Genomic DNA, 22,563 nt, shown 5'->3' on the forward strand with positions numbered 1-22,563 from the left:
CGCGGCGCCAGCTGCGCTTTTTTCTTTGCACGCGACTCATAAAGCTTCAAAGACTTAGAACAAACTACAGTGAAAGAGATAGTTTTTCCTATTTGGTCTTCGCAAAGCAATTTGGTACCTTTACTGCTAATTACACCTATAAATTCTGTGGAGAAAGAAATGAAGTGTCATCGCATTGAAGAGCTGCTTGAGCTACTAGAGCCTGAATGGCATAAAGAGCAAGAGCTGAACCTATTGCAGTTCATCGTTAAGCTGGCAAAAGAAGCAGGCTATGAAGGAAAGCTAGAAGATCTGACCGACGATGTACTGATCTACCACCTTAAAATGCGTAATAGCAGCAAAGATGAAATGATCCCTGGACTCAAAAAAGACCAAGAGGACGATTTTAAAACGGCGATCCTACGCGCTCGTGGCATCATCAAATAACCAGCTCAACAGCCAGTATTCTTTAAGCGACTCTCTCTGTGAGTCGCTTTTTTATAACCAAAGTTTTTAGTCCCACAATTGGTTATAACTGTTCAGCCAATTATCAGGTTAACTGTACTGATTTTTGTTGTTAAACATTGACTGCGTTAAAGAAACGGAATTGTTATTGATTGTATAATCGCCGTTCATCAGTATTTACTAAAATAATTATGTTCGGTCATCTTTATGACGGAACGAGCAGCAATGTCATCGAGCGACATCAATAGAAATGACGCCGTACATTATAAAAGCCTAAGAAGGATGAGTGCATGAGTCAGGACAAGATCGATATCAAAGATGTGACTCCTAAAACCTATAATCCCAAAACCCACAAAGGAAACGGGGATCGGTTTAACCCAAGTAATCGCATCTATGTACGCGAAAGTAAAGGAACTTACCAGAAACTACGTCGTTACGGTGGTTGGTTCTTACTACTTCTCTTCGCTTTGATACCGTGGATTCCTTACGGTGAACGTCAAGCGATCTTGCTCGATATTGGCAACCAGCAGTTCAACTTTTTCGGTACCACCCTGTACCCACAAGATCTTACCCTACTCGCCTTGCTGTTTGTGATCGCGGCGTTTGGGTTGTTCTTTATTACCACCTTCTTAGGTCGGGTTTGGTGTGGCTATCTCTGCCCACAAACCGTCTGGACCTTCATGTATATCTGGTTTGAAGAGAAGCTCGAAGGTAGTGCCAATAAACGCCGTAAACAAGACTCCAATAAGCTGACGGCGAATTTAGCGATGCGTAAAACCGTCAAACATATAGCTTGGTTTGCCATTGCACTCGCCACTGGTTTTACTTTTGTTGGCTACTTCGTACCAATGAAGCAATTGGTTATCGACTTTTTCACCTTTAACGCCAACTTCTGGCCCGTCTTTTGGGTAATGTTCTTTGCCATTTGTACTTATGGTAATGCTGGTTGGATGCGTTCCATCATGTGTATTCACATGTGTCCTTACGCGCGCTTCCAATCTGCCATGTTTGATAAAGACACCTTCATCGTTGGCTACGATGCAAAACGTGGGGAAAAACGTGGCCCACGTCCGCGTAAAGCCGATCCAAAGCAGCTTGGTTTGGGTGATTGTATTGATTGTGATTTGTGTGTGCAGGTGTGCCCAACAGGTATCGATATTCGTGACGGCTTGCAGTATGAATGTATCAACTGTGGCGCCTGTATTGATGCGTGTGACAACACCATGGATCGCATGGGCTACGAGAAAGGCCTAATTAGTTACACCACCGAACATCGCTTATCGGGTAAGAGTACCAAAGTCATGCGTCCGAAGCTGCTAGGCTATGGTGCCGTACTACTCGTCATGGTCGGTCTTTTCTTTGCCCAAATTGCAGCGGTAGACCCAGCCGGCATGAGTGTTATTCGCGACCGTAACCAACTGTTCCGCGTTAATAGCTCGGGAGAAGTAGAAAACACCTACACCCTCAAAGTGATCAACAAAACTCAGCAAGTGCAAGAGTACTCGTTGGATGTTGAAGGGCTATCCGATGTAAGCTGGTATGGTAAGCAGACAATTCAGGTCCAGCCAGGTGAGGTATTAAACCTGCCAATGAGTCTTGGTGCCGATCCTGACAAGCTAAACTCTGCGATTACGACAATTCAGTTTATACTCACCGATAAGAGCAACGAATTCACCATTGAAGTAGAAAGCCGTTTTATTAAAAAACTATAGTGCTACTTCAGTGACTAACGGAAAAAGGCTCAGTAATGAGCCTTTTTGTTTATATGTCCCAAAGTATGTTTAACTTTGACGCCCTTACCCCAGACTTTATGTGGTACGCGTTAGAAAGCATCGGCGTTCGCGCAGAATCAGGCTTTCTTCCCCTCAATAGCTACGAAAACCGTGTTTATCAATTTACTGACGAAGAGCGTCGTCGTTATGTCGTCAAGTTTTACCGTCCTGAACGTTGGAGCAATGAACAGATCCAAGAGGAGCACGACTTTACTTTAGAGCTGATTGGCAATGAGATACCCGTCGCACCACCTGTGCGCATCAACGGTGAAACCCTGCATCACTATCAAGGCTATGCTTTTGCGCTGTTTGATAGCGTGGGTGGTCGCCAATACGAGGTTGACAATTTAGATCAGCTCGAAGGTGTAGGGCGTTTCCTTGGCCGCATCCATAAAGTCGGCAGCCGCCAAGCGTTCCAACATCGCCCTACGATCGGCTTACAAGAATACCTGTATCAACCAAGAGAGATTCTGCAAAACGCCAATATGATTCCAATGCACTTGGAGAACAGCTTCTTCAATGACTTGGATATGCTGATCAAATCAATTGAAAGCCACTGGCAAGAAGGCTTCAATATGATTCGTTTGCATGGCGATTGCCACCCAGGCAATATTTTGTGGCGAGATGGCCCTATGTTTGTTGATTTGGATGACGCTCGTAACGGCCCTGCAGTACAAGACTTATGGATGCTATTGAACGGTGAACGCCAAGACAAACTGATGCAGTTGGATATTGTTTTAGAGGCTTACCAAGAGTTTTGCGACTTTAATCCTGCAGAATTGAAACTAATCGAGCCACTTCGCGGTCTACGAATGGTGCACTATATGGCATGGCTAGCAAAACGTTGGCATGACCCTGCATTTCCTCTCGCTTTTCCATGGTTTAATGAGCCAAAATACTGGGAAGGTCAGGTCCTTGCATTTAAAGAGCAGATCGCCGCTTTAGAAGAAGCACCGCTGTCTTTAATGCCTCAGTGGTAAGTCAGGCCAAAAATTCAAAAATGGAGATATTTCGATGAAAAAACTGTTCGCACTGTTTTCTATGCTGATGTTAAGCCTGTCGGCACATGCAGCGCAATTCAAAGAAGGTGAACATTACAAAGTATTGGATCTTGAGGCATCAAAAAAACCTCTTGTGACGGAGTTTTTCTCTTTCTACTGCCCGCACTGTAATAGCTTTGAACCGGTTATCCAGCAACTGAAAAAGCAGTTACCAGAAGGTACTAAGCTATTAAAAAACCACGTTTCTTTCATGGGTGGCAACATGGGCCCATCAATGAGCAAAGCCTACGCAACGATGGTTGCATTAAAAGTGGAAGACAAAATGGTGCCAGTGATGTTTAACCGCATCCACAATCTAAAGAAAGCACCACGTAATGATGAAGAACTTCGTCAAATCTTCCTTGATGAAGGTGTAGATGCGAAAAAATTCGATTCTGCATTCAAAGGCTTCGCGGTTGATTCAATGGTTCGCCGTATGGACAAGCAATTTGAAAACAGCGGTCTAACCGGCGTTCCTGCGGTTATCGTTAACAACAAATACCTAGTTCAAGCACAAAGCATCAAAACGATGGATGAGTACTTCTCTCTGGTGAACTACTTGCTGACACTAAAATAAGCACATCGATATCAATCAAAAGGGGAGCACGTCGCTCCCCTTTTGTTTACTTGTAAATCTCTTGTAGTAACCGATCTTTTTCTTGCCACACATCACTCAGCCATTGTTGAAATTGCCGCTTATAGGGCTTATCGTTGAAGTAATCACCAAGCACTCTTTCATCAACGGGTAACACATTTACACGCACAACCACCTTGCTCATGCGGCCCATCAATAAATCCTTGAACGGTTTATGCGTATTTTCTGGGTACGCCAACGTAACGTCGATAATGCTCTCGAACTGTTCCCCCATCGCCGCTAACGTGTACGCAATCCCGCCCGATTTTGGTTGCAGCAAATATTGATAGTTTGCTTTACTCTTACGCTGCTTTTCTTCGGTAAATCGGGTTCCTTCGACATAGTTAACCACTGTGGTTGGAGTGTGTTTGAATTTAGCGCACGAGCGACGTGTCGTTTCTAAATCTTGACCTCGCTTATGAGGATTGCGGATCAGATACTCTCGCGAATAGCGACGCATAAATGGCATGTCGAGCGCCCAACACGCCATCCCGATGAAAGGCACATACAGCAGTTGTTGCTTGAGGAAAAACTTCGGCATGGGAATACGGTCTTTAAACACGCAGCAAAGCACAACAATATCTGTCCAACTGAGATGATTACTGATCAGCAGATACCACCCGTCTTTTTTAAGCGCTTCACCGCCCTGAACATCCCACTCAACACGGTTAGATACCGCCAGAATGCACGCATTAACGGTAGCCCATAACCACATCACCTTATTGGCACAAACGGTCGCTATCGCTTTTAGCTTTACGCCAGGAAGCAATATTTTAAATACAGCGATAACACAAATTGCGAGTGAACAAACCGCAGAATTGAGAATCACAAAAGAAGCGTTAAAAAAAAATAACAAATATGCCAACATGATAGTCAAACAACAGTGATAATGTGTGAAGAATAAAACAGCGTGTAATTATACTGCGCCTTTGCCACATTGGAACATGCGTGGAAATGGTCAGATTTGTTACCGCAACCAATATGTGCACCACTCATTCGACAACAAGGAGATAACGAATGAAACCAAGGCTACTTCTCTTGCCTTTGGCCTTTGTCGTCAGTTCTGCTCAGGCTCAACTCGCTGAAACCGCAGGTTTTGGCGGTGAAATTTCGCTGAATGCCGGATTCATATCATCAGAATCCAATTTCAATACAGAAAATAGTAACACCATCGATTCTCTCGATAAGCGTGCCGATAGTGACAGTTCCGTTATCGCTGCACCGCTAGGGAGTGTGACATACACCTTTGGTAGCCGACTCAACCACCAAGTTTACGCCGGTACCACACGCTCAGATGTCGCGGTAGGTACACTCGCTTTTCAGTTGGGCTATCAACACGAGCTACAATCTGGCACCGTGCTCGATGTTTCCTATCTGCCGACGGTACTCAAAGGCGAAACTTGGCGCAACCCTTATCAAGTAGGAACCGCACGTAAAGAGACGGATGTTGACGGCAATGCGTATCGCTTTCAGATCAAAGGGTTAATTGATAAAAACTTCAACCTTGATCTTGCTTATGCTGATAAAGACATCGAGCAGGAGGAAGTGACAGACCGCTCACTTGCTCGCGATGCTAACCTTTACTATGTCAAAGGCGACTATCGCATTCCACTCAACCAAACGTCTATGTTGCAACCCGCTTTCACCTACATCAATCAAGATGCCGACGGTAAAGCGGAGTCATTTGATTCGTACGGATTTGACATTAGCTGGTTTAAATTTATCAACCGCCATCGATTGGCCCTCACAGCGGGTTATGCATGGAAAGACTATCAAGCCGCTAGCCAAACTTTTGCTAAAACACGAAATGACGACACCATCAGCCTATTTGCGGCCTACGAATATCAAAACGTATTTGACTGGCAAGACTGGTCGTTCATTTCTTTAGCCGGCTATAGCCAAACTGACTCGAATATCACGTTTTATGAGGAGAAAGAGTACCTATTGTCGCTTGGTCTCAACTACACCTTCTAACGTCCTTCATCGCAACAAGGTGCTTACAAAACTTGTTGCGATGACACTTTGCTGTCTATACCGCTTGCGCCGTAAGCTGTTTCAGTAAACGGTCCATCGCTCGATACCCAAGTGCCTCGGCCAAGTGCGTTCGTTCAATTTGCTCCGCCCCATCCAGATCGGCGATTGTTCGCGCCACTTTGATAATACGATGATACGCACGAATCGAGAGTCCTAAACGGTGCAAAGCGGTTTCAAGAAACTCAGCATCACTCTTGTGCAAGGGACAAAACGCCTCAATTTCTCGACTACCTAGCAGTGCATTGACCTTACCACTGCGGTTTAGCATATTGTTACGCGCATGGCTCACACGCGCTTTTACGATAGCAGTCGGCTCACCGCGATCACCACCTTCTGCTAATGTCCCTTTGGGCAAAGCTGGGATTTCTAAAGACATATCAAAGCGATCTAACAGTGGTCCAGATAATCGACCAAGGTAGCGCAAAATAGCTTGTGGATTGGTGCGCGCTTGATTGCCTTCGTAATATCCTGTCGGGCTTGGGTTCAAGGCTCCAACTAATTGGAAGCGAGCCGGAAAGCGTGTTTTACCTTGCGCTCGAGAGATAATGATCTCGCCAGATTCGAGCGGTTCGCGTAACGAGTCTAGAACTTTACGATCAAATTCGGGCATTTCATCGAGAAACAATAACCCGTTGTGGGCTAAAGAGATCTCCCCTGGTCTGGGTACCGAGCCACCGCCGACTAATGCCGCCATTGAACTTGAATGATGCGGAGAACGAAACGGACGCGACTTCCAGTTATGCTCATTAATTTCACTCTGAGTCAACGATGCCACCGAAGCGGTTTCCATTGCTTCTTCGTCACTCATTTCCGGTAATAAGTCACACAAACGCGAAGCCAACATCGTTTTTCCAGTACCTGGCGGGCCAAGGAAAAGTAAGTTGTGGTTTCCAGCGGCAGCAATCTCCAGTGCTCGCTTACCTTGTTGTTGGCCAATAATATCTTGTAAGTCTCGACCATGTTTTTCGATCGTTTTTCGCTTAGGCGTTTGAAAAAGATTCAGTCGATGTTGACCACAAAGCTCGGCACATACTTCCAGTAATGATTGGGCCGATTTATGTTGTTCCTTCCCCACCAGCGCCGCCTGATCGCCATTCACATGTGGGACGACCAAATGACGTTGAATCTTACTGGCTTCCAGCGCAGCAGGCAGCACACCTTTTACAGGTCTCAGACCACCAGATAACGCTAACTCACCAACAAATTCGTAGTTTTTGAGCTTATCTGTCGCGATTTGCTCCGAAGCGGCCAAAATTCCCAATGCAATAGGAAGATCAAAACGCCCTCCCTCCTTGGGTAGATCTGCCGGAGCCAAGTTCACGGTGATCCGCTTAGCAGGAAATTGAAAGTTAGAATTAATGATCGCACTGCGTACGCGATCTTTGGACTCTTTTACCGTTGTCTCTGGCAAGCCTACTAAGGTAAACCCTGGCATGCCGTTGCTGATATGAACTTCTACACTAACCGATGGCGCTTGCACCCCGACGCTTGCTCGACTATGAATGATTGCCAGCCCCATACGTTCCTCAATTTTTTTGAACACTCTGTAAACAAATGTTTTATCTAGTTGGTTATGTTATATACCGCGTCCCAATTGAGAGTTAATGTGAAAAAAGAATGACTTTTTGCTTGTCATGCAGCGGAATTGTGTGATACCACTAATGACGCAAACAATTTCGTAGAACATTACACAACATTTTTTAACGAAAAAAGAACGACAGACAGATGAACCTTTTCGCTCATATCAACGCACTGCTAGCCCTGATTATCGTGGTCATTATTGGCACCGCGCGGGGTATTGTGGGCGAAAGGTAACCACAAATTACAAAAAACCCCCGCACTGAAAAGTCCGGGGGTTTTTTTACAACTACAAGTTGTCATCTGTCTAACCCTCGGACAGTTTAACGGGAAGAATGGGAGTGCACATGAAGTGCAATAAATATGGCAATCGCTACGAGCCACAACGTAGCAAAGGAGGTTTACGATGACTGGTGCACAACTTGTCGTAGCCGCTTTAAGACAGCAAGGCATCGAAACCGTTTTTGGCTACCCCGGCGGGGCCATCATGCCAATCTATGATGCTTTGTATGACGGTGGGGTGGAACACATCCTATGCCGTCACGAGCAAGGGGCCGCTATGGCAGCTATCGGGATGGCTCGTTCCACTCAAGACGTTGCTGTGTGCATGGCAACTTCTGGCCCAGGAGCCACTAACCTTGTTACCGGCCTTGCCGACGCTTTCCTTGACTCCGTACCTCTAGTTGCCATCACAGGCCAGGTTGCTAGCTCTCATATCGGTACCGATGCATTCCAAGAAATGGATGTGATCGGAATGTCCCTAGCCTGTACTAAGCACAGCTATCTCGTGACCGAAATTGAAGATCTAGCTCCGACACTTGCCGAAGCCTTTGAGGTCGCAAAAACCGGTCGTCCGGGTCCTGTCATTGTCGATATCGCCAAAGACGTTCAACTCGCTCAAGCACCTACAGACCTTCTTCCTCCATACATAGCACCAGCAATCGAAGATGTCAGCGCTGAAGATATCAAACGTGCGCAAGATGTGCTGGCAGCATCTACTCGCCCAGTGTTGTATGTTGGTGGTGGCGTGCAACTTGCGAAAGCAACCGATGCAGTACGCGAATTTCTTCGCTTAAACCCAATGCCTGCAGTTAGCACATTAAAAGGCCTCGGTACCATTGAACGCCATGATCCTCACTATCTTGGTATGTTGGGTATGCATGGCACCAAAGCCGCCAACCTAGTGGTTCAAGAAGCCGATCTATTGATCGTGGTTGGCGCGCGTTTTGATGACCGTGTGACGGGTAAGCTCGATACGTTTGCACCAAATGCGAAAGTGATTCACATCGACATTGATGCTGCGGAGATTCATAAACTGCGCCACGCCAACGCACCATTACGTGGCGACATCAACACCATTCTTCCTCAGCTAGAGCTGACTCAAGATATCTCACCGTGGGTTCATCACAGTGAAAGTCTGCGCAGCGGCTTTAAGTGGCGTTACGACCACCCAGGCGAGTTAATCTACGCACCGCTATTGCTTAAACAACTGTCTGACATGATGCCAGATAGCTCAATTGTCTCGACCGACGTCGGTCAGCATCAGATGTGGGCAGCGCAACATATCCAGCCACGCGAACCACAAAATTTTATCACTTCTGCTGGCCTTGGCACCATGGGCTTTGGCTTGCCAGCAGCGATGGGCGCTGCAGTCGCACGTCCTGATGATCAGTCTATCCTTATTACAGGTGACGGTTCATTTATGATGAACGTTCAGGAATTGGGCACGCTGAAGCGTCGACAGATTCCAGTGAAGATTGTCCTTCTTAATAACCAACGTCTTGGCATGGTTCGCCAATGGCAGTCATTGTTCTTTGACGGTCGCCACAGTGAAACCATTCTTGATGACAACCCAGATTTCGTGATGTTAGCAAAAGCGTTCGATATCCCGGGCAAAACCATCACCAAGAAAGAAGAAGTCGAACCTGCTCTCAAAGAGATGCTAGCGAGTGAAACTTCTTACATGCTTCACGTTTTGATTGATGAAGAAGAAAACGTGTGGCCATTGGTGCCACCTGGCGCATCAAACAGTGATATGTTGGAAAATACATAGGAGACAATCGCATGGACAGATATTTACTCGACATCAAAGCCGATGACAAACCGGTACTGTTGGAGCGCGTTCTACGTGTGATTCGTCACCGAGGCTTCGTGATCAAACAAGTCGCTGCTACGCAAAACCACGAAAGCAAAGTAGCCAGCGTCGAGATCATCGTCGACAGCGATCGACCAATCTCGTTTTTGATCAATCAAATAGAGAAGTTGTGGGACGTTCGTAAGGTTGAGGTGCTAAAAATCCGCAACGATGAACTGCCAAATCACAACTTACAACAACACGTAAGTGCATAAGGAAGGCAACAAATGGCAACGAAAACTGCAGATTTCATTTGGTTTAATGGTGAGATGGTTCCATGGGCAGAGGCGAACGTTCACGTTCTGACTCACGCAATGCACTATGGTACATCCGTGTTTGAAGGCGTGCGCTGTTACAACACACCAAAAGGCCCAATTGTCTTCCGTCACCGTGAGCATGCACAACGTCTAAAAGATTCTGCCAAGATTTACCGCTTTCCGATCCCTTTCTCTGTAGAAGAAATCATGGAAGCGACCCGCGAAACGCTGCGCCAAAACAAACTCGACAGCGCTTACATTCGTCCATTGGGTTTTGTCGGTAATGTTGGCTTAGGCGTATGTCCACCAGTTGGCACTGAGATGGATCTAATCATTGCAGCATTTCCTTGGGGCTCTTACTTAGGCGAAGAAGCGCTAGAAAAAGGTGTCGACGCGATGATTTCAAGCTGGAACCGCGCTGCGCCAAACACCATCCCAACTGCGGCTAAAGCAGGCGGTAACTACCTATCTTCACTACTGGTTGGTGGTGAAGCCCGTCGTCACGGTTACGACGAAGGTATTGCGCTAAGCGTAGATGGTTACCTATCGGAAGGGGCTGGTGAAAACATCTTCGTTATCAAAGATGGCGTAATCACCACACCACCAGCAACTAGCGCGATTCTACCGGGCATCACTCGTGACTCGATCATGACAATTGCACGCGATAAAGGCTACGAAGTACGTGAAGCGAACATTGCTCGTGAAGCCCTTTACCTTGCCGATGAAGTCTTCATGACAGGTACTGCGGCTGAGATTGTACCAGTGGCAACCATCGACAAAATTGAAGTAGGTACAGGTAAACGCGGCCCAATCACTAAAGAACTACAAGCAGCCTACTTTGGCCTATTTGACGGCACCACGGAAGATAAGTGGGGCTGGTTAGACTATGTGTACCCAGAACAGAAGTAAGAAGGATTAGGAAATGCCAAAATATAGATCAGCTACCACCACACATGGTCGTAACATGGCGGGTGCACGAGCACTGTGGCGTGCAACGGGTGTGAAAGAAGAAGACTTCGGTAAACCAATCATCGCCGTTGTAAACTCGTTTACTCAATTTGTTCCGGGTCACGTACACCTGAAAGACATGGGCCAGCTTGTAGCGCGTGAAATCGAAAAAGCCGGCGGCATCGCAAAAGAATTCAACACCATCGCGGTTGATGATGGTATCGCAATGGGTCACGGCGGCATGCTGTACTCACTGCCTTCACGCGAACTGATCGCAGACTCTGTGGAGTACATGGTCAACGCGCACTGTGCCGATGCCATGGTATGTATCTCTAACTGTGACAAAATCACTCCGGGAATGTTGATGGCATCTATGCGTCTCAACATCCCGGTTATCTTTGTTTCTGGTGGTCCAATGGAAGCGGGTAAAACCAAGCTTTCTGATCAGATCATCAAACTAGACCTTGTAGATGCGATGATCCAAGGCGCGGATCCAAAAGTGTCTGATGAGCAAAGCGAGCAGATCGAACGCAGCGCATGTCCAACGTGTGGATCGTGTTCAGGCATGTTCACTGCAAACTCAATGAACTGTCTAACGGAAGCACTGGGTCTTTCTCAACCAGGTAACGGTTCTATGCTGGCAACGCACGCTGACCGTGAACAACTGTTCCTTAATGCAGGTCGTCGCATCGTTGAACTGACTCGTCGTTACTACGAGCAAGATGACGAATCAGCACTGCCACGCAACATCGCTACGTTTGATGCGTTCGAAAATGCGATGGCACTGGATATTGCAATGGGTGGCTCAACCAACACTATTTTGCACCTGTTGGCTGCAGCGCAAGAAGGTGAAGTGGATTTCGATATGGAAGATATCGATCGCCTATCACGCCAAGTACCACACCTATGTAAAGTGGCACCATCTACCCAGAAATATCACATGGAAGACGTACACCGCGCTGGTGGCGTCATGGCAATTCTTGGTGAGTTAGATCGTGCAGGTCTTCTACACAATGATGCGCGCACCGTGCTTGGCCTTTCGATGAAAGAGCAGCTGGCGAAATACGACATCATCCAAACTGAAGACGAAGAAGTACTTAAGTTCTACCGCGCAGGTCCTGCGGGAATTCGTACTACTCAAGCGTTCTCACAAGATTGCCGCTGGGATCGCCTTGATGACGACCGTGCGGAAGGCTGTATTCGTACTATCGATCATGCCTTTAGCCAAGAAGGTGGCCTAGCCGTTCTATCAGGCAACATCGCATTAGATGGTTGTATCGTTAAGACTGCTGGTGTGGATGAGAGCATTCATAAATTCACTGGCCCAGCCGTAGTTTTCGAAAGCCAAGAAGACGCCGTAGAAGGCATCTTAGGCGGCAAAGTAAAAGCTGGCGACGTGGTTGTTATCCGTTACGAAGGCCCTAAAGGTGGTCCGGGCATGCAAGAAATGCTTTACCCAACCACTTATCTAAAATCGATGGGCCTTGGCAAAGAGTGTGCACTTCTGACTGACGGCCGTTTCTCTGGCGGCACATCAGGTCTTTCTATCGGCCACGCCTCTCCTGAAGCAGCAAACGGCGGTGCAATTGGCCTGGTAAAAGAAGGCGATATGATCGCAATTGATATTCCAAACCGTTCAATTTCACTCCAAGTGTCTGAACAAGAACTTGCTGAGCGCCGTGCAAAACAAGACGAACTAGGCTGGAAACCAGTTGACCGCCAACGTGAAGTTTCCTTTGCACTCAAAGCGTACGCGAGTATGGCAACCAGTGCTGACAAGGGTGCAGTACGAGACAAGTCGAAGCTAGAGGGCTAGCAATGATGGAAGCTCAACCCGAAAAACAAGTGAACCAAACTGGCGCAGATTATCTGCGCCAAATCCTTCGCGCACCTGTTTATGAAGTAGCAACAGTGACGCCACTGCAAGAAATGCCTCGTTTATCTGCACGTATCGGGAATAACGTGCAGATCAAGCGTGAAGATCGCCAACCCGTACACTCGTTCAAATTGCGCGGTGCATACAACATGGTGGCGAGTTTATCTGAAGCACAAAAAGCCGCTGGTGTCATTGCAGCATCGGCAGGTAACCACGCTCAAGGCATGGCGCTCTCTGGTACTAAGCTAGGCATCAAAACCACCATCGTGATGCCTAAAACCACACCAGACATCAAAGTCGATGCGGTACGTGGCTTCGGTGGCAATGTAGTGCTGCACGGCAGCAACTTTGATGAGGCAAAAGCGGAAGCGGAACGCCTTTCTGATCTGCATGGGTACACATTTGTCCCTCCTTTCGATCACCCACTGGTGATTGCAGGTCAAGGCACCATCGGCATGGAAATGCTGCAGCAAAATGGTCACCTTGATTACATTTTCGTCCCTGTCGGTGGTGGCGGTTTGGCTGCCGGTGTTGCGGTACTTGTGAAGCAGCTCATGCCAGAAATCAAAGTGATTGCAGTTGAGCCAGAAGATTCTTCATGCCTCAAAGCGGCATTGGATGCAGGTGAACCAGTAGTACTAGACCAAGTCAGCATGTTTGCCGATGGCGTCGCTGTAAAACGCATTGGCGAAGAGACTTTCCGTCTATGCCAAAAGTACATTGATGGCCATATTGCCGTCTCTAGCGATGAAATCTGCGCAGCAGTAAAAGACATCTTTGAAGACACCCGTGCGATTGCAGAGCCTTCTGGCGCGCTTGCTCTGGCGGGTTTGAAGAAGTTTGCTGAGCAAAACAAACTGCAAGGTAAGAATTTAGGTACTGTGCTGTCTGGTGCCAACACTAACTTCCATGGCTTACGTTATGTTTCTGAGCGTTGCGAGCTTGGTGAGAAACGTGAAGGTTTGCTTGCCGTCACCATTCCTGAGCGTCAAGGTGCCTTCTTTGAGTTCTGTAACCTCATTGGCGGCCGCGCCGTAACGGAATTTAACTACCGCTACAACGATGACGCATTGGCAAATATCTTTGTCGGTGTGCGTTTGCAAGGCGGTCAGGAAGAGCTAGAACATATCATTCACGACTTACGTGATGGTGGCTACCCAGTGGTTGATTTGTCTGATGATGAAATGGCGAAGCTGCACGTGCGCTACATGATTGGTGGTAAGCCGTCTAAGCCGCTTAAAGAGCGCCTCTACAGCTTTGAATTCCCAGAGTATCCTGGGGCGCTACTTAAGTTCTTAAGCACACTCGGCACACACTGGAATATCAGTTTGTTCAACTACCGTAACCACGGCGCTGACTACGGACGTGTTTTATGTGGTTTCGAGTTAGATGAAAGCGATTTAGCTCAGTTTTCTGCACATTTACGTGAACTTGGCTATCAATGCAAAGACGAGACAGACAACCCATCGTATAAGTTTTTCTTGTCATAAAACGCCACATTTCAAACATATCAATGAAAACACCTCGCTAACGCGAGGTGTTTTTTATGACTGTAACCAATCTTTATGTAGCTGATTAGGCGACCCAAGATAGTCCACCATCCACTGGATCAATTTATGATTATCATCTTTGCGCCATACTAAGCAGCAGTGACTGAGCGGTTTATCATCCGGCATGACCTTCTCCACCAGCACACCATCATTGATTAAGGGTGTTGCAATATGACGTGGCATGTAACCCACGCCCACCCCATTTTTTAAACATTCAATCGCACTATACCAATTGGGCAATAATAATCGGCGCTGTTGCGGATAATGGCCAGTATGGCGTTTTGGCAGCACGTTCGAAGTATCATCAAGACAGATCGCCGGAAATTGACTCACAAACTCTTCAGTAAGCACTTGTTGTCGAACGCAAGGATGAGCGGGTGACATTACAAATGCCCAATCTAATACGCCCATATCTTTGACTTCAAAATCTCCCCCAACGGGAACCGCAGATGTCGCGCCAACGACAATGTCGGCTCGACCTTGTGCTATGGCTTCCCAAGAACCATTGAAGACCTCCATATTGATCTGCAATTCAGCAAATTCAAACTCGCGATAGAAATCTTCCACCAAAGGTTTGAGTTTTTCTAACTTCACCACGTTATCTAAGGTCAGCTTTAACGTGCTTTTCCATCCTTGAGCCGCTCGCCGCGTTTGTGCTTTCACCTCTTCCATTTGACGCAGCAAAGAGCGCGCCTCAGCCATAAAAAGTTCACCCGCTGGAGTTAGCTCGACTTTCCTTGGTAAACGTCGAAACAGCACCACATCTAGATCTTGCTCGACCTGCCTTACTCCATAGCTGATGGCTGAGGGGACTTTATGCAATACCTCAGCCGCAGCGGTGAAACTGCCTAAACGGGCAACCGTATCCAGCATTTCCAAAGACGCTTTAGAGAACATGATTTAACCTTTCAAAAAATTTGATTGATAACCAACAATTTTAGCGTTTTATTTTCTCAAAATCGAAAAATAGAATAATAAGGTAAATAAATCAGGGTTGGCGCCAACTGATGTTGATTAAAGAATGATTAAATAATTTGACTGGTTGAATCATGAAAATCTCAAAACTACAGCTCATTTATCTGGCAGCATTATCGATGCTTGGCTTCGTTGCTACCGATATGTATCTGCCAGCATTCAAAGCGATGGAAATCGACTTTGCAACAGGCCCTGAGCAAATTGCGCTCTCTTTAACGGTATTCCTCGTTGGTATGGCGATTGGCCAACTAATGTGGGGATTGGCATCCGATAAATTTGGCCATCGTAATACACTCGCAGCCGGGTTGGTGTTATTTACTATCGCGTCATTCGGTTTGGCTTTCTGTGATCAAGTATGGCAACTACTCACACTGCGCTTTATCCAAGCTATCGGTGTGTGTGCACCATCCGTGATCTGGCAGGCTATGGTCATTAAGCGCTACTCAAGCAGTAGCCAACAAATTTTTGCGACAATCATGCCACTCGTCGCGCTATCACCAGCACTAGCACCTCAATTAGGGGTTGTGTTGGCAGATAACTTCGGCTGGCACAGTATCTTTATTACGCTAACACTGGTTGGTGTCTTCTTGGTCTTTGCGACCATGGCACAAAAAGACGAGAAAGCAGAAATCAAACAAACCAGTATGTCTGCCGACATCAAAGCGCTGCTGAGTTCTAAAAAATACCTTGGCAACGTGTTTATGTTTGCGACGGCTTCAGCTGCATTCTTTGCTTACCTAACTGGGATGCCAGAAATCATGGCGCAACTGGGCTACGAAGCAAAAGATATTGGTTTGAGCTTTATCCCACAAACTATCGCGTTTATGGCTGGTGGCTACTTAGGTAAAGTAGGCGTTCGAAAATTTGGTGATGAAAAGGTTCTGCGCCAACTGATTGGCCTATTTAGTGTCGCGGCATTAATGATTTTCATTGCTTCACAGTGGGAGCTGTCATCGATTTGGCCTATTCTTGCGCCATTCTGTTTGATTGCCGTCGCTAACGGCGCGCTGTACCCAATCGTGGTAAACCGTGCACTGGCCAGCGCACAACAGAGCCCTGCAACAGCAGCAGGTCTGCAAAACAGCCTGCAAATCTGTGTAAGTAGCTTCTCAAGTGCATTGGTAGCCGCAATGGCAAGCCAAGCTCAGATGGTTACTGGCATCGCAATCATCATCTGTATGGGTGGGCTGTGGATGGGATACATTCTGTCGAATCGCGAATTATCCAAGCACTTTACGACTCCTGACAACGCCCGAGTCGTGAGTGAAGACGAACTTTAATCGTTCAAATAATAAAAAGAGCCGCGCAATGCGGCTCTTTCTGTTTATAAGCTTTTCAACCCCCACTTCTTGGCAGTCTGCTTAAAAAAGCCTTGAGTCTTTTTCAACTCAACCCAGTGATTGATGTAATTAATCCATACTTGATCGTCTTGCGGCAACAACATAGCAATTGGGGTTGGTTTACGCGGTGCGGTCACTGGCACTATCGCCAACTGTTTAAACTTGTCCACCAACGTCGCTGCTTCCACATTGGACGTCACCGATACATCGGCCCTGCGAGCTAGTAGTTCTTGGAAGTCGCGCGCTGGCGCTTCAATAACAATATGCTGAGCAGACGGGAAGAACTCCTTAACCATTTTTTCTTGTACCGTACCTAACGTCGCCGCGACTTTTACTTCTGGTTTATTAAAATCCGCCCAATCAGAGAATTTGGCGAGATCTTTCTTTTGCACCACAGGTACAAAGGCAAGGTAGAAATATGGCTGGCTGTATCCAGCTACTTTCGCGCGCGACATGTTCAGAGATGCGCTGCCAGTAATATCGTACTTGTTGGCGGTAATGCCATTAACTAGCGTCTTCCAATCCGTGGGAACATACTCCACTTTTACACCGAGATCTTTAGCAAGTTCTGTTGTTACATCGATATCGAAGCCACGATAACTGTTTGTCGCGGGGTCTTTCATCGTCATCGGATTCCAATCTCCCGTCGTTCCAACTCGGAGTACGCCATTGTCTAAAATAGATTGAAGACGGCTTTCAGCGTGAGCGACTTGAGTCGCAGCAAGCAAACACATTCCTAGCACTAGTAAAATCTTTCTCATTTTTATTCCCTTAAAAATAATGACCTTATACGGTTTAATAATTAACCTTTATTAGAGCTCTACTGATAACATAGCAGCAACAAAGGAAGTTTTTTAGTTAATTCAGGGAGTAAATGTGACGTTTCGAACTCTATGGCTATTTTCACTACTATTACTCACTGGTTGTTCAGATTATCAATGGGGCTGGTATGTACTTGACCCTTCGACGGATCAAGGGCTCACCAATCTAAAGTTTTTAATCGCTGGGTTTAACGACACCATCCAAGTATCACTCCTTAGTATGTTATTTGCGATGAGCTTGGGCCTAATCGTTGCGTTACCCGCTCTGTCGGACTCAGCCTCTCTGAAGTGGATAAACCGTATTTATGTCGAGGTGATCCGTTCAGTGCCAGTTTTAGTCTTACTACTTTGGGTGTATTACGGCATGCCTACACTATTGGATGTCTCACTCAATCACTTTTGGGCGGGTGTTATTGCACTGACTATCGCTGAGAGTGCGTTTATGGCGGAAGTGTTTCGCGGTGGGATACAGGCTATCAGCCGTGGCCAACATGAAGCGGCTGAATCTTTGGGCTTAAGCTATTGGCAAAAGATGCGCCTGGTAATTCTTCCCCAAGCATTTCGACAAATCCTCCCTCCACTGGGCAATCAATTTGTCTACATTCTCAAGATGAGTTCTTTAGTCAGCGTGATTGGTTTAAGCGATCTCACTCGCCGTGCTAATGAGCTGGTGGTGAATGAGTACTTACCCTTAGAGATTTATACCTTCCTCGTTTTGGAGTACTTGTTACTCATCCTATTTGTATCTCAAGCCGTTCGTTGGCTCGAAAAACGTATTGCCATTCCTAGCTACTAGCGATGAAGCCTTAGCTAGAAACAACAAAGCCGCTCTTGTTGAGCGGCTTTGACAATATAGAGACAGAGTGTAGGTAATGCTTATTTCTGTTTTACAGGACGCTGCCAGCCAGTAATTTTGCGCTCTTTGACGCGAGTAATTACTAACTCACCTTCTTCAACATCTTTTGTTAGTGTCGTGCCTGCACCGATGGTTGCGCCATCAGCGATAGTGACAGGCGCCACCAGCTGGCTATCAGAACCAACAAAAACATCATTACCGATGATGGTTTTAAACTTGTTCGCACCATCGTAGTTACAAGTGATAGTACCTGCACCGATGTTAGTACGTTGACCGATCTCTGCATCACCTAAGTAAGTTAGGTGGTTCGCTTTTGAACCTTCTCCGATGCGCGCATTTTTCACTTCAACGAAGTTACCCACATGGGAATCGTTACGCATTTCAGCACCAGGACGAAGGCGAGTAAATGGACCAACCGTACATTCTTCACCAACCGTTGCACCTTCAATCACACTGTAAGGGCGAACGATGGTGTTGTCGTCGATTTCACAATCTTTCAGTACACAACCCGCACCGATAACCACGTTATCACCCAGTGAAACTTTACCTTCGACGATAACATTCACGTCGATTTCACAGTCCATACCGCACTGTAACTCACCACGCAAATCAAAGCGTGCTGGATCGCGTAGCATGACACCTTGCTCTAGTAGCTTCTGAGCTTGCATTGACTGGAAAGCACGCTCTAGACGAGCAAGCTGTGCGCGGTCGTTGACCCCTTCCACCTCAATGGCATTGACTGGGTGTACTGCCTCAACGGCACGACCTTCATCGTGTGCAGCTGCAATAACGTCAGTTAGGTAGTATTCGCCTTGTGCGTTGTTGTTGTTTAAGCCAGACAACCAACGCTTAAGATCCCCACCAGTCGCAACCATCACGCCAGTGTTGATCTCTTTAATTTGTTTTTGTTCTTCTGTTGCATCTTTTTGCTCAACGATCGCCACAACAGGACCATTCTTACGGATAATACGACCATAGCCTGTCGGGTTATCTAGAATCACTGTTAGTAGTGCAATACCGCCAGTTGGCTGTGCATCTAATAGGTTTTCAATCGTTTCAGCTGAAATCAGTGGAACATCACCGTAAAGCACCAGTACTTTTTCATCGTCTTCAAACTTCGGAGACGCTTGATCAACCGCATGACCTGTCCCTAACTGCTCCGCTTGAAGCACCCAATTTACAGGCTCTTCTGCAAGAGTGGTTTGCATTTGATCACCACCGTGACCAAAGACCAAGTGGATGTTTTGTGCGCCAAGACCTGTACATGTATCGATAACATGTTTTGCCATTGGCTTGCCTGCCAAAGTGTGTAGCACTTTAGGCATGTTCGAATGCATACGGGTACCTTTACCCGCTGCAAGAATCACAGCACTGAATTTCATTGATAACCTATTGACGTTTTATGTTAATTGGCCGTTATTTTAAACAGCTCTTTTAAAATAGTTAATGGAGTAAGGTAAATTTCCAACTAAAATTAATCAAAAAGGCGACCAATTGGCCGCCTTTTTTCATGCAACGTTGCTAATTGAGCTTAGCGACGCTTTTTTGTCAGCTCGATAACTCGTAGCTGAGCAATGGCTTTAGCCAGTTCACTGGCCGCTTGTGCGAAGTCCATGTCACCATGCTGATTCTGGATTTGCTCCTCAGCGCGGCGTTTGGCTTCTTCTGCCTTCGCTGCGTCTAGCTCTTCACCACGGATAGCTGTATCAGCTAGTACAGTCGCTGTACCAGGCTGAATCTCTACCATACCACCAGAAACATAAATAATTTCTTCGTGGCCGTGCTGTTTCACAATACGCACCATACCAGGCTTGATAGCGGTCAGCAGCGGTGTGTGACCATGGAAAATACCAAGTTCACCTTCGCTACCGGTCACCTGAAACGTTTCAACACGACCAGAGAAGATTTTCTTCTCAGCGCTTACTACGTCTAGGTGAAAGGTTATTGCTGCCATATCGCCTCCTAGTTAGCCTTATAGCTTCTTCGCATTCTCAATAGCATCGTCGATGCTACCGCAGTACATAAATGCCTGCTCAGGAATGTCGTCGTATTCACCAGCTAGTAGACCTTTAAAGCCACGTAGAGTCTCTTTTAGAGGTACGTAAATACCAGGGTCACCTGTAAATACTTCTGCTACGTGGTAAGGCTGAGTTAGGAAACGCTCAATCTTACGTGCACGAGATACAACTTGCTTATCTTCTTCAGATAGCTCGTCCATACCTAGGATAGCAATGATATCTTTCAGCTCTTTGTAGCGCTGAAGAGTCTGCTGAACACCACGAGCAACTTCGTAGTGATCTTGACCAACGACTAGTGGATCAAGCATACGAGATGTTGAATCTAGCGGGTCGATCGCAGGGTATAGACCCATTGCAGCGATGTTACGGTTAAGTACAACCGTTGCATCCAAGTGCGCGAACGTTGTTGCTGGAGACGGGTCAGTCAAGTCATCCGCTGGTACGTATACCGCCTGTACAGACGTGATAGAACCTGATTTCGTTGACGTGATACGCTCCTGAAGTACACCCATCTCTTCTGCAAGAGTTGGCTGGTAACCTACCGCAGAAGGCATACGACCTAGTAGTGCTGATACCTCTGTACCTGCAAGTGTGTAACGGTAGATGTTATCAATGAACAGTAGTACGTCACGACCTTCGTCACGGAAACGCTCTGCCATTGTTAGACCAGTCAGTGCAACACGTAGACGGTTACCTGGTGGCTCGTTCATCTGACCGTAAACCATCGCTACTTTTGATTCTTCAGGCTTCTCAACGTTTACAACGCCCGCTTCCTGCATCTCGTAGTAGAAATCGTTACCTTCACGAGTACGCTCACCAACACCAGCAAATACTGATAGACCTGAGTGCTGTAGTGCGATGTTGTTGATAAGTTCCATCATGTTAACGGTCTTACCTACACCTGCACCACCGAATAGACCGATTTTACCACCCTTAGCGAATGGACAAATTAAGTCGATTACTTTAACGCCCGTTTCTAGAAGTGCAATTTCGTTTGATTGCTCTTCGTAGCTTGGTGCACTACGGTGGATAGAGTAAACCTCTTCCGCACCCACTTCACCACGCTCGTCAATCGCGTCACCTAGGACGTTCATGATACGACCTAGAGTTTTAGTACCTACTGGTACTGAAATTGGAGCGCCAGTGTTAACCACTTCTACTCCACGACGTAAACCATCAGAGCTACCCATTACGATACAACGAACTACGCCACCGCCTAGCTGTTGTTGAACTTCAAGAACTAGACGCTCTTTTGAGTCCGTTACGTTTAGAGCGTCATATACACTAGGTACATCGCTCTGTGGGAACTCTACGTCGACTACCGCACCGATGATCTGTACGATCTTACCTGTAGCCATCGTTAATCCTCTAAACTATTTCGTTTTACCTAAGCTTAAACCGCAGCTGCACCACCAACGATTTCTGATAGTTCTTGTGTAATCGCAGCCTGACGGGCTTTGTTGTACACAAGTTCCAAATCGTCAATCAAACTGGTTGCGTTATCCGTTGCAGCCTTCATCGCAATCATTCGAGCCGCTTGCTCACAAGCAAGGTTCTCAACCACACCTTGGTATACCTGAGACTCTACGTAACGCACTAATAGCGTATCTAGTAGAGGTTTTGGTTCAGGCTCATAGATGTAGTCCCATGAATGCTCACGCTGCATCTCTTCGCTGTCCGATTTAGGCAAAGGTAGCAATTGATCGATCGTTGGTTGCTGAACCATAGTATTTACAAACTTGTTGAATACTACATATAGACGGTCCAGTTCACCTTCATCGTATTTCTTCAGCATTACGCCAACAGAGCCGATTAGGTCTTGTAGGCTTGGATTATCTCCAAGACCAGAAACCTGTGCCGCAACTTTTGCGCCACCATGTTTAAAGAAAGCTGTTGCTTTTGAGCCAACAACGGCTAGCTCAATCTCAGCACCTTTCTCTCTCCATGCTTGCATGTCTGTAACGGCTTTTTTGAACACGTTAATGTTCAAACCACCACACAGACCACGGTCTGTCGAAACGATGATGTAACCAACACGTTTAGCTTCACGCTCTTCTAGGTACGGATGACGGTACTCTAGGTTTGCGTTAGCCACATGACCGATCACTTTACGCATTGTTTCAGCGTATGGACGAGAAGCTTCCATTGCATCTTGAGAACGACGCATTTTTGAAGCTGCTACCATTTCCATCGCTTTCGTAATTTTCTGAGTGCTTTTAACACTACCGATTTTATTACGTATCTCTTTTGCGCCGGCCATCGTTACTCTCCGTTAGTTGGTGGCAG

At 46.7% G+C, this 22,563-nt stretch carries 20 protein-coding genes; 12 read left to right on the top strand and 8 right to left on the bottom strand.

Features of this window, described 5'->3' with window-relative positions:
- Nucleotides 1–159 precede the first annotated feature (159 nt).
- From KJB35_RS16120 to KJB35_RS16135, 4 genes are all read left to right on the top strand, one after another.
- The gene (locus KJB35_RS16120) at nucleotides 160–426 is read left to right on the top strand and encodes a YihD family protein (RefSeq protein WP_033906580.1); all 267 of its coding nucleotides are present in this window, start codon (nucleotides 160–162) and stop codon (nucleotides 424–426) included.
- 308 nt (nucleotides 427–734) lie between these two features.
- Complete coding sequence (gene ccoG / locus KJB35_RS16125; RefSeq protein WP_033906581.1) at nucleotides 735–2,156, top strand: cytochrome c oxidase accessory protein CcoG; 1,422 nt, start codon at nucleotides 735–737, stop codon at nucleotides 2,154–2,156.
- Between the two features lie 53 nt (nucleotides 2,157–2,209).
- On the top strand, nucleotides 2,210–3,196 hold the full coding sequence (locus KJB35_RS16130) for a serine/threonine protein kinase (RefSeq protein ID WP_005379037.1): 987 nt from the start codon (nucleotides 2,210–2,212) through the stop codon (nucleotides 3,194–3,196).
- Nucleotides 3,197–3,230: 34 nt separating this feature from the next.
- Nucleotides 3,231–3,833: a thiol:disulfide interchange protein DsbA/DsbL gene (locus tag KJB35_RS16135; protein ID WP_005379036.1), complete on the top strand. Its 603-nt coding sequence runs from the start codon at nucleotides 3,231–3,233 to the stop codon at nucleotides 3,831–3,833.
- A gap of 46 nt (nucleotides 3,834–3,879) precedes the next feature.
- On the opposite strand, the gene KJB35_RS16140 is transcribed toward KJB35_RS16135, so the two are convergent.
- Complete coding sequence (locus KJB35_RS16140) at nucleotides 3,880–4,758, bottom strand: acyltransferase (RefSeq protein ID WP_017821568.1); 879 nt, start codon at nucleotides 4,756–4,758, stop codon at nucleotides 3,880–3,882.
- A gap of 149 nt (nucleotides 4,759–4,907) precedes the next feature.
- Between KJB35_RS16140 and KJB35_RS16145 the strand changes: the two genes are divergently transcribed.
- Nucleotides 4,908–5,864: a DUF2860 domain-containing protein gene (locus tag KJB35_RS16145; RefSeq protein WP_005379034.1), complete on the top strand. Its 957-nt coding sequence runs from the start codon at nucleotides 4,908–4,910 to the stop codon at nucleotides 5,862–5,864.
- A gap of 55 nt (nucleotides 5,865–5,919) precedes the next feature.
- Here KJB35_RS16145 and KJB35_RS16150 read toward each other — a convergent pair whose 3' ends face one another.
- Nucleotides 5,920–7,443, bottom strand: a complete 1,524-nt coding sequence (locus KJB35_RS16150; RefSeq protein WP_005383862.1) for a YifB family Mg chelatase-like AAA ATPase — start codon at nucleotides 7,441–7,443, stop codon at nucleotides 5,920–5,922.
- A gap of 465 nt (nucleotides 7,444–7,908) precedes the next feature.
- Between KJB35_RS16150 and ilvG the strand changes: the two genes are divergently transcribed.
- The 5 genes from ilvG to ilvA are packed head-to-tail and all read left to right on the top strand — an operon-like array spanning nucleotide 7,909 to nucleotide 14,207.
- A complete protein-coding gene (gene ilvG / locus KJB35_RS16155; protein WP_005378960.1) occupies nucleotides 7,909–9,555 on the top strand; it encodes an acetolactate synthase 2 catalytic subunit in 1,647 nt (548 codons plus the stop codon).
- An 11-nt stretch (nucleotides 9,556–9,566) separates the two neighbouring features.
- Complete coding sequence (ilvM, locus tag KJB35_RS16160) at nucleotides 9,567–9,851, top strand: acetolactate synthase 2 small subunit (RefSeq protein ID WP_005378958.1); 285 nt, start codon at nucleotides 9,567–9,569, stop codon at nucleotides 9,849–9,851.
- Between the two features lie 12 nt (nucleotides 9,852–9,863).
- On the top strand, nucleotides 9,864–10,802 hold the full coding sequence (ilvE, locus tag KJB35_RS16165; RefSeq protein ID WP_005378953.1) for a branched-chain-amino-acid transaminase: 939 nt from the start codon (nucleotides 9,864–9,866) through the stop codon (nucleotides 10,800–10,802).
- 13 nt (nucleotides 10,803–10,815) lie between these two features.
- Nucleotides 10,816–12,657, top strand: coding sequence for a dihydroxy-acid dehydratase (ilvD, locus tag KJB35_RS16170; RefSeq protein ID WP_005383859.1), 1,842 nt, complete (start codon nucleotides 10,816–10,818; stop codon nucleotides 12,655–12,657).
- A 2-nt stretch (nucleotides 12,658–12,659) separates the two neighbouring features.
- On the top strand, nucleotides 12,660–14,207 hold the full coding sequence (ilvA, locus tag KJB35_RS16175) for a threonine ammonia-lyase, biosynthetic (RefSeq protein WP_017635600.1): 1,548 nt from the start codon (nucleotides 12,660–12,662) through the stop codon (nucleotides 14,205–14,207).
- A 54-nt stretch (nucleotides 14,208–14,261) separates the two neighbouring features.
- On the opposite strand, the gene punR is transcribed toward ilvA, so the two are convergent.
- The gene (punR, locus tag KJB35_RS16180; RefSeq protein WP_017821565.1) at nucleotides 14,262–15,164 is read right to left on the bottom strand and encodes a DNA-binding transcriptional activator PunR; all 903 of its coding nucleotides are present in this window, start codon (nucleotides 15,162–15,164) and stop codon (nucleotides 14,262–14,264) included.
- Nucleotides 15,165–15,316: 152 nt separating this feature from the next.
- Between punR and punC the strand changes: the two genes are divergently transcribed.
- Complete coding sequence (punC, locus tag KJB35_RS16185) at nucleotides 15,317–16,522, top strand: purine nucleoside transporter PunC (protein WP_213908231.1); 1,206 nt, start codon at nucleotides 15,317–15,319, stop codon at nucleotides 16,520–16,522.
- A 44-nt stretch (nucleotides 16,523–16,566) separates the two neighbouring features.
- Here the strand turns inward: punC and KJB35_RS16190 are convergent, their stop codons facing one another.
- On the bottom strand, nucleotides 16,567–17,343 hold the full coding sequence (locus KJB35_RS16190) for a transporter substrate-binding domain-containing protein (protein WP_005378944.1): 777 nt from the start codon (nucleotides 17,341–17,343) through the stop codon (nucleotides 16,567–16,569).
- A gap of 115 nt (nucleotides 17,344–17,458) precedes the next feature.
- On the opposite strand from KJB35_RS16190, the gene KJB35_RS16195 reads away from it, so the two are divergent.
- Nucleotides 17,459–18,199, top strand: a complete 741-nt coding sequence (locus tag KJB35_RS16195; protein ID WP_005383852.1) for an amino acid ABC transporter permease — start codon at nucleotides 17,459–17,461, stop codon at nucleotides 18,197–18,199.
- A gap of 80 nt (nucleotides 18,200–18,279) precedes the next feature.
- Here KJB35_RS16195 and glmU read toward each other — a convergent pair whose 3' ends face one another.
- The 4 genes from glmU to atpG form a co-directional block, all read right to left on the bottom strand.
- Entirely contained in the window at nucleotides 18,280–19,641 is a 1,362-nt protein-coding gene (glmU, locus tag KJB35_RS16200; RefSeq protein ID WP_047102566.1) for a bifunctional UDP-N-acetylglucosamine diphosphorylase/glucosamine-1-phosphate N-acetyltransferase GlmU, read from the bottom strand.
- Nucleotides 19,642–19,790: 149 nt separating this feature from the next.
- Complete coding sequence (locus KJB35_RS16205; RefSeq protein ID WP_005378937.1) at nucleotides 19,791–20,213, bottom strand: F0F1 ATP synthase subunit epsilon; 423 nt, start codon at nucleotides 20,211–20,213, stop codon at nucleotides 19,791–19,793.
- Nucleotides 20,214–20,231: 18 nt separating this feature from the next.
- Complete coding sequence (atpD, locus tag KJB35_RS16210; protein ID WP_005378933.1) at nucleotides 20,232–21,635, bottom strand: F0F1 ATP synthase subunit beta; 1,404 nt, start codon at nucleotides 21,633–21,635, stop codon at nucleotides 20,232–20,234.
- 35 nt (nucleotides 21,636–21,670) lie between these two features.
- Nucleotides 21,671–22,537, bottom strand: a complete 867-nt coding sequence (gene atpG / locus KJB35_RS16215) for a F0F1 ATP synthase subunit gamma (protein ID WP_005378932.1) — start codon at nucleotides 22,535–22,537, stop codon at nucleotides 21,671–21,673.
- Between the last annotated feature and the right edge of the window lie 26 nt (nucleotides 22,538–22,563).

It is taken from the genome of Vibrio sp. D431a (assembly GCF_030248655.1).
Classification (GTDB): Bacteria; Pseudomonadota; Gammaproteobacteria; order Enterobacterales; family Vibrionaceae; genus Vibrio; species Vibrio alginolyticus.

Bases quoted from the DNA above. Each gene is read 5' to 3' on its own strand.
- atpG (WP_005378932.1), bottom strand. From the start codon at position 22,537: ATGGCCGGCGCAAAAGAGATACGTAATAAAATCGGTAGTGTTAAAAGC.
- KJB35_RS16120 (WP_033906580.1), top strand. From the start codon at position 160: ATGAAGTGTCATCGCATTGAAGAGCTGCTTGAGCTACTAGAGCCTGAA.
- punC (WP_213908231.1), top strand. From the start codon at position 15,317: ATGAAAATCTCAAAACTACAGCTCATTTATCTGGCAGCATTATCGATG.
- KJB35_RS16150 (WP_005383862.1), bottom strand. From the start codon at position 7,443: ATGGGGCTGGCAATCATTCATAGTCGAGCAAGCGTCGGGGTGCAAGCG.
- KJB35_RS16130 (WP_005379037.1), top strand. From the start codon at position 2,210: ATGTCCCAAAGTATGTTTAACTTTGACGCCCTTACCCCAGACTTTATG.
- glmU (WP_047102566.1), bottom strand. From the start codon at position 19,641: ATGAAATTCAGTGCTGTGATTCTTGCAGCGGGTAAAGGTACCCGTATG.
- KJB35_RS16140 (WP_017821568.1), bottom strand. From the start codon at position 4,758: ATGTTGGCATATTTGTTATTTTTTTTTAACGCTTCTTTTGTGATTCTC.
- ccoG (WP_033906581.1), top strand. From the start codon at position 735: ATGAGTCAGGACAAGATCGATATCAAAGATGTGACTCCTAAAACCTAT.
- ilvE (WP_005378953.1), top strand. From the start codon at position 9,864: ATGGCAACGAAAACTGCAGATTTCATTTGGTTTAATGGTGAGATGGTT.
- ilvA (WP_017635600.1), top strand. From the start codon at position 12,660: ATGATGGAAGCTCAACCCGAAAAACAAGTGAACCAAACTGGCGCAGAT.
- KJB35_RS16205 (WP_005378937.1), bottom strand. From the start codon at position 20,213: ATGGCAGCAATAACCTTTCACCTAGACGTAGTAAGCGCTGAGAAGAAA.
- KJB35_RS16145 (WP_005379034.1), top strand. From the start codon at position 4,908: ATGAAACCAAGGCTACTTCTCTTGCCTTTGGCCTTTGTCGTCAGTTCT.
- punR (WP_017821565.1), bottom strand. From the start codon at position 15,164: ATGTTCTCTAAAGCGTCTTTGGAAATGCTGGATACGGTTGCCCGTTTA.
- ilvM (WP_005378958.1), top strand. From the start codon at position 9,567: ATGGACAGATATTTACTCGACATCAAAGCCGATGACAAACCGGTACTG.
- atpD (WP_005378933.1), bottom strand. From the start codon at position 21,635: ATGGCTACAGGTAAGATCGTACAGATCATCGGTGCGGTAGTCGACGTA.
- KJB35_RS16190 (WP_005378944.1), bottom strand. From the start codon at position 17,343: ATGAGAAAGATTTTACTAGTGCTAGGAATGTGTTTGCTTGCTGCGACT.
- ilvG (WP_005378960.1), top strand. From the start codon at position 7,909: ATGACTGGTGCACAACTTGTCGTAGCCGCTTTAAGACAGCAAGGCATC.
- ilvD (WP_005383859.1), top strand. From the start codon at position 10,816: ATGCCAAAATATAGATCAGCTACCACCACACATGGTCGTAACATGGCG.
- KJB35_RS16135 (WP_005379036.1), top strand. From the start codon at position 3,231: ATGAAAAAACTGTTCGCACTGTTTTCTATGCTGATGTTAAGCCTGTCG.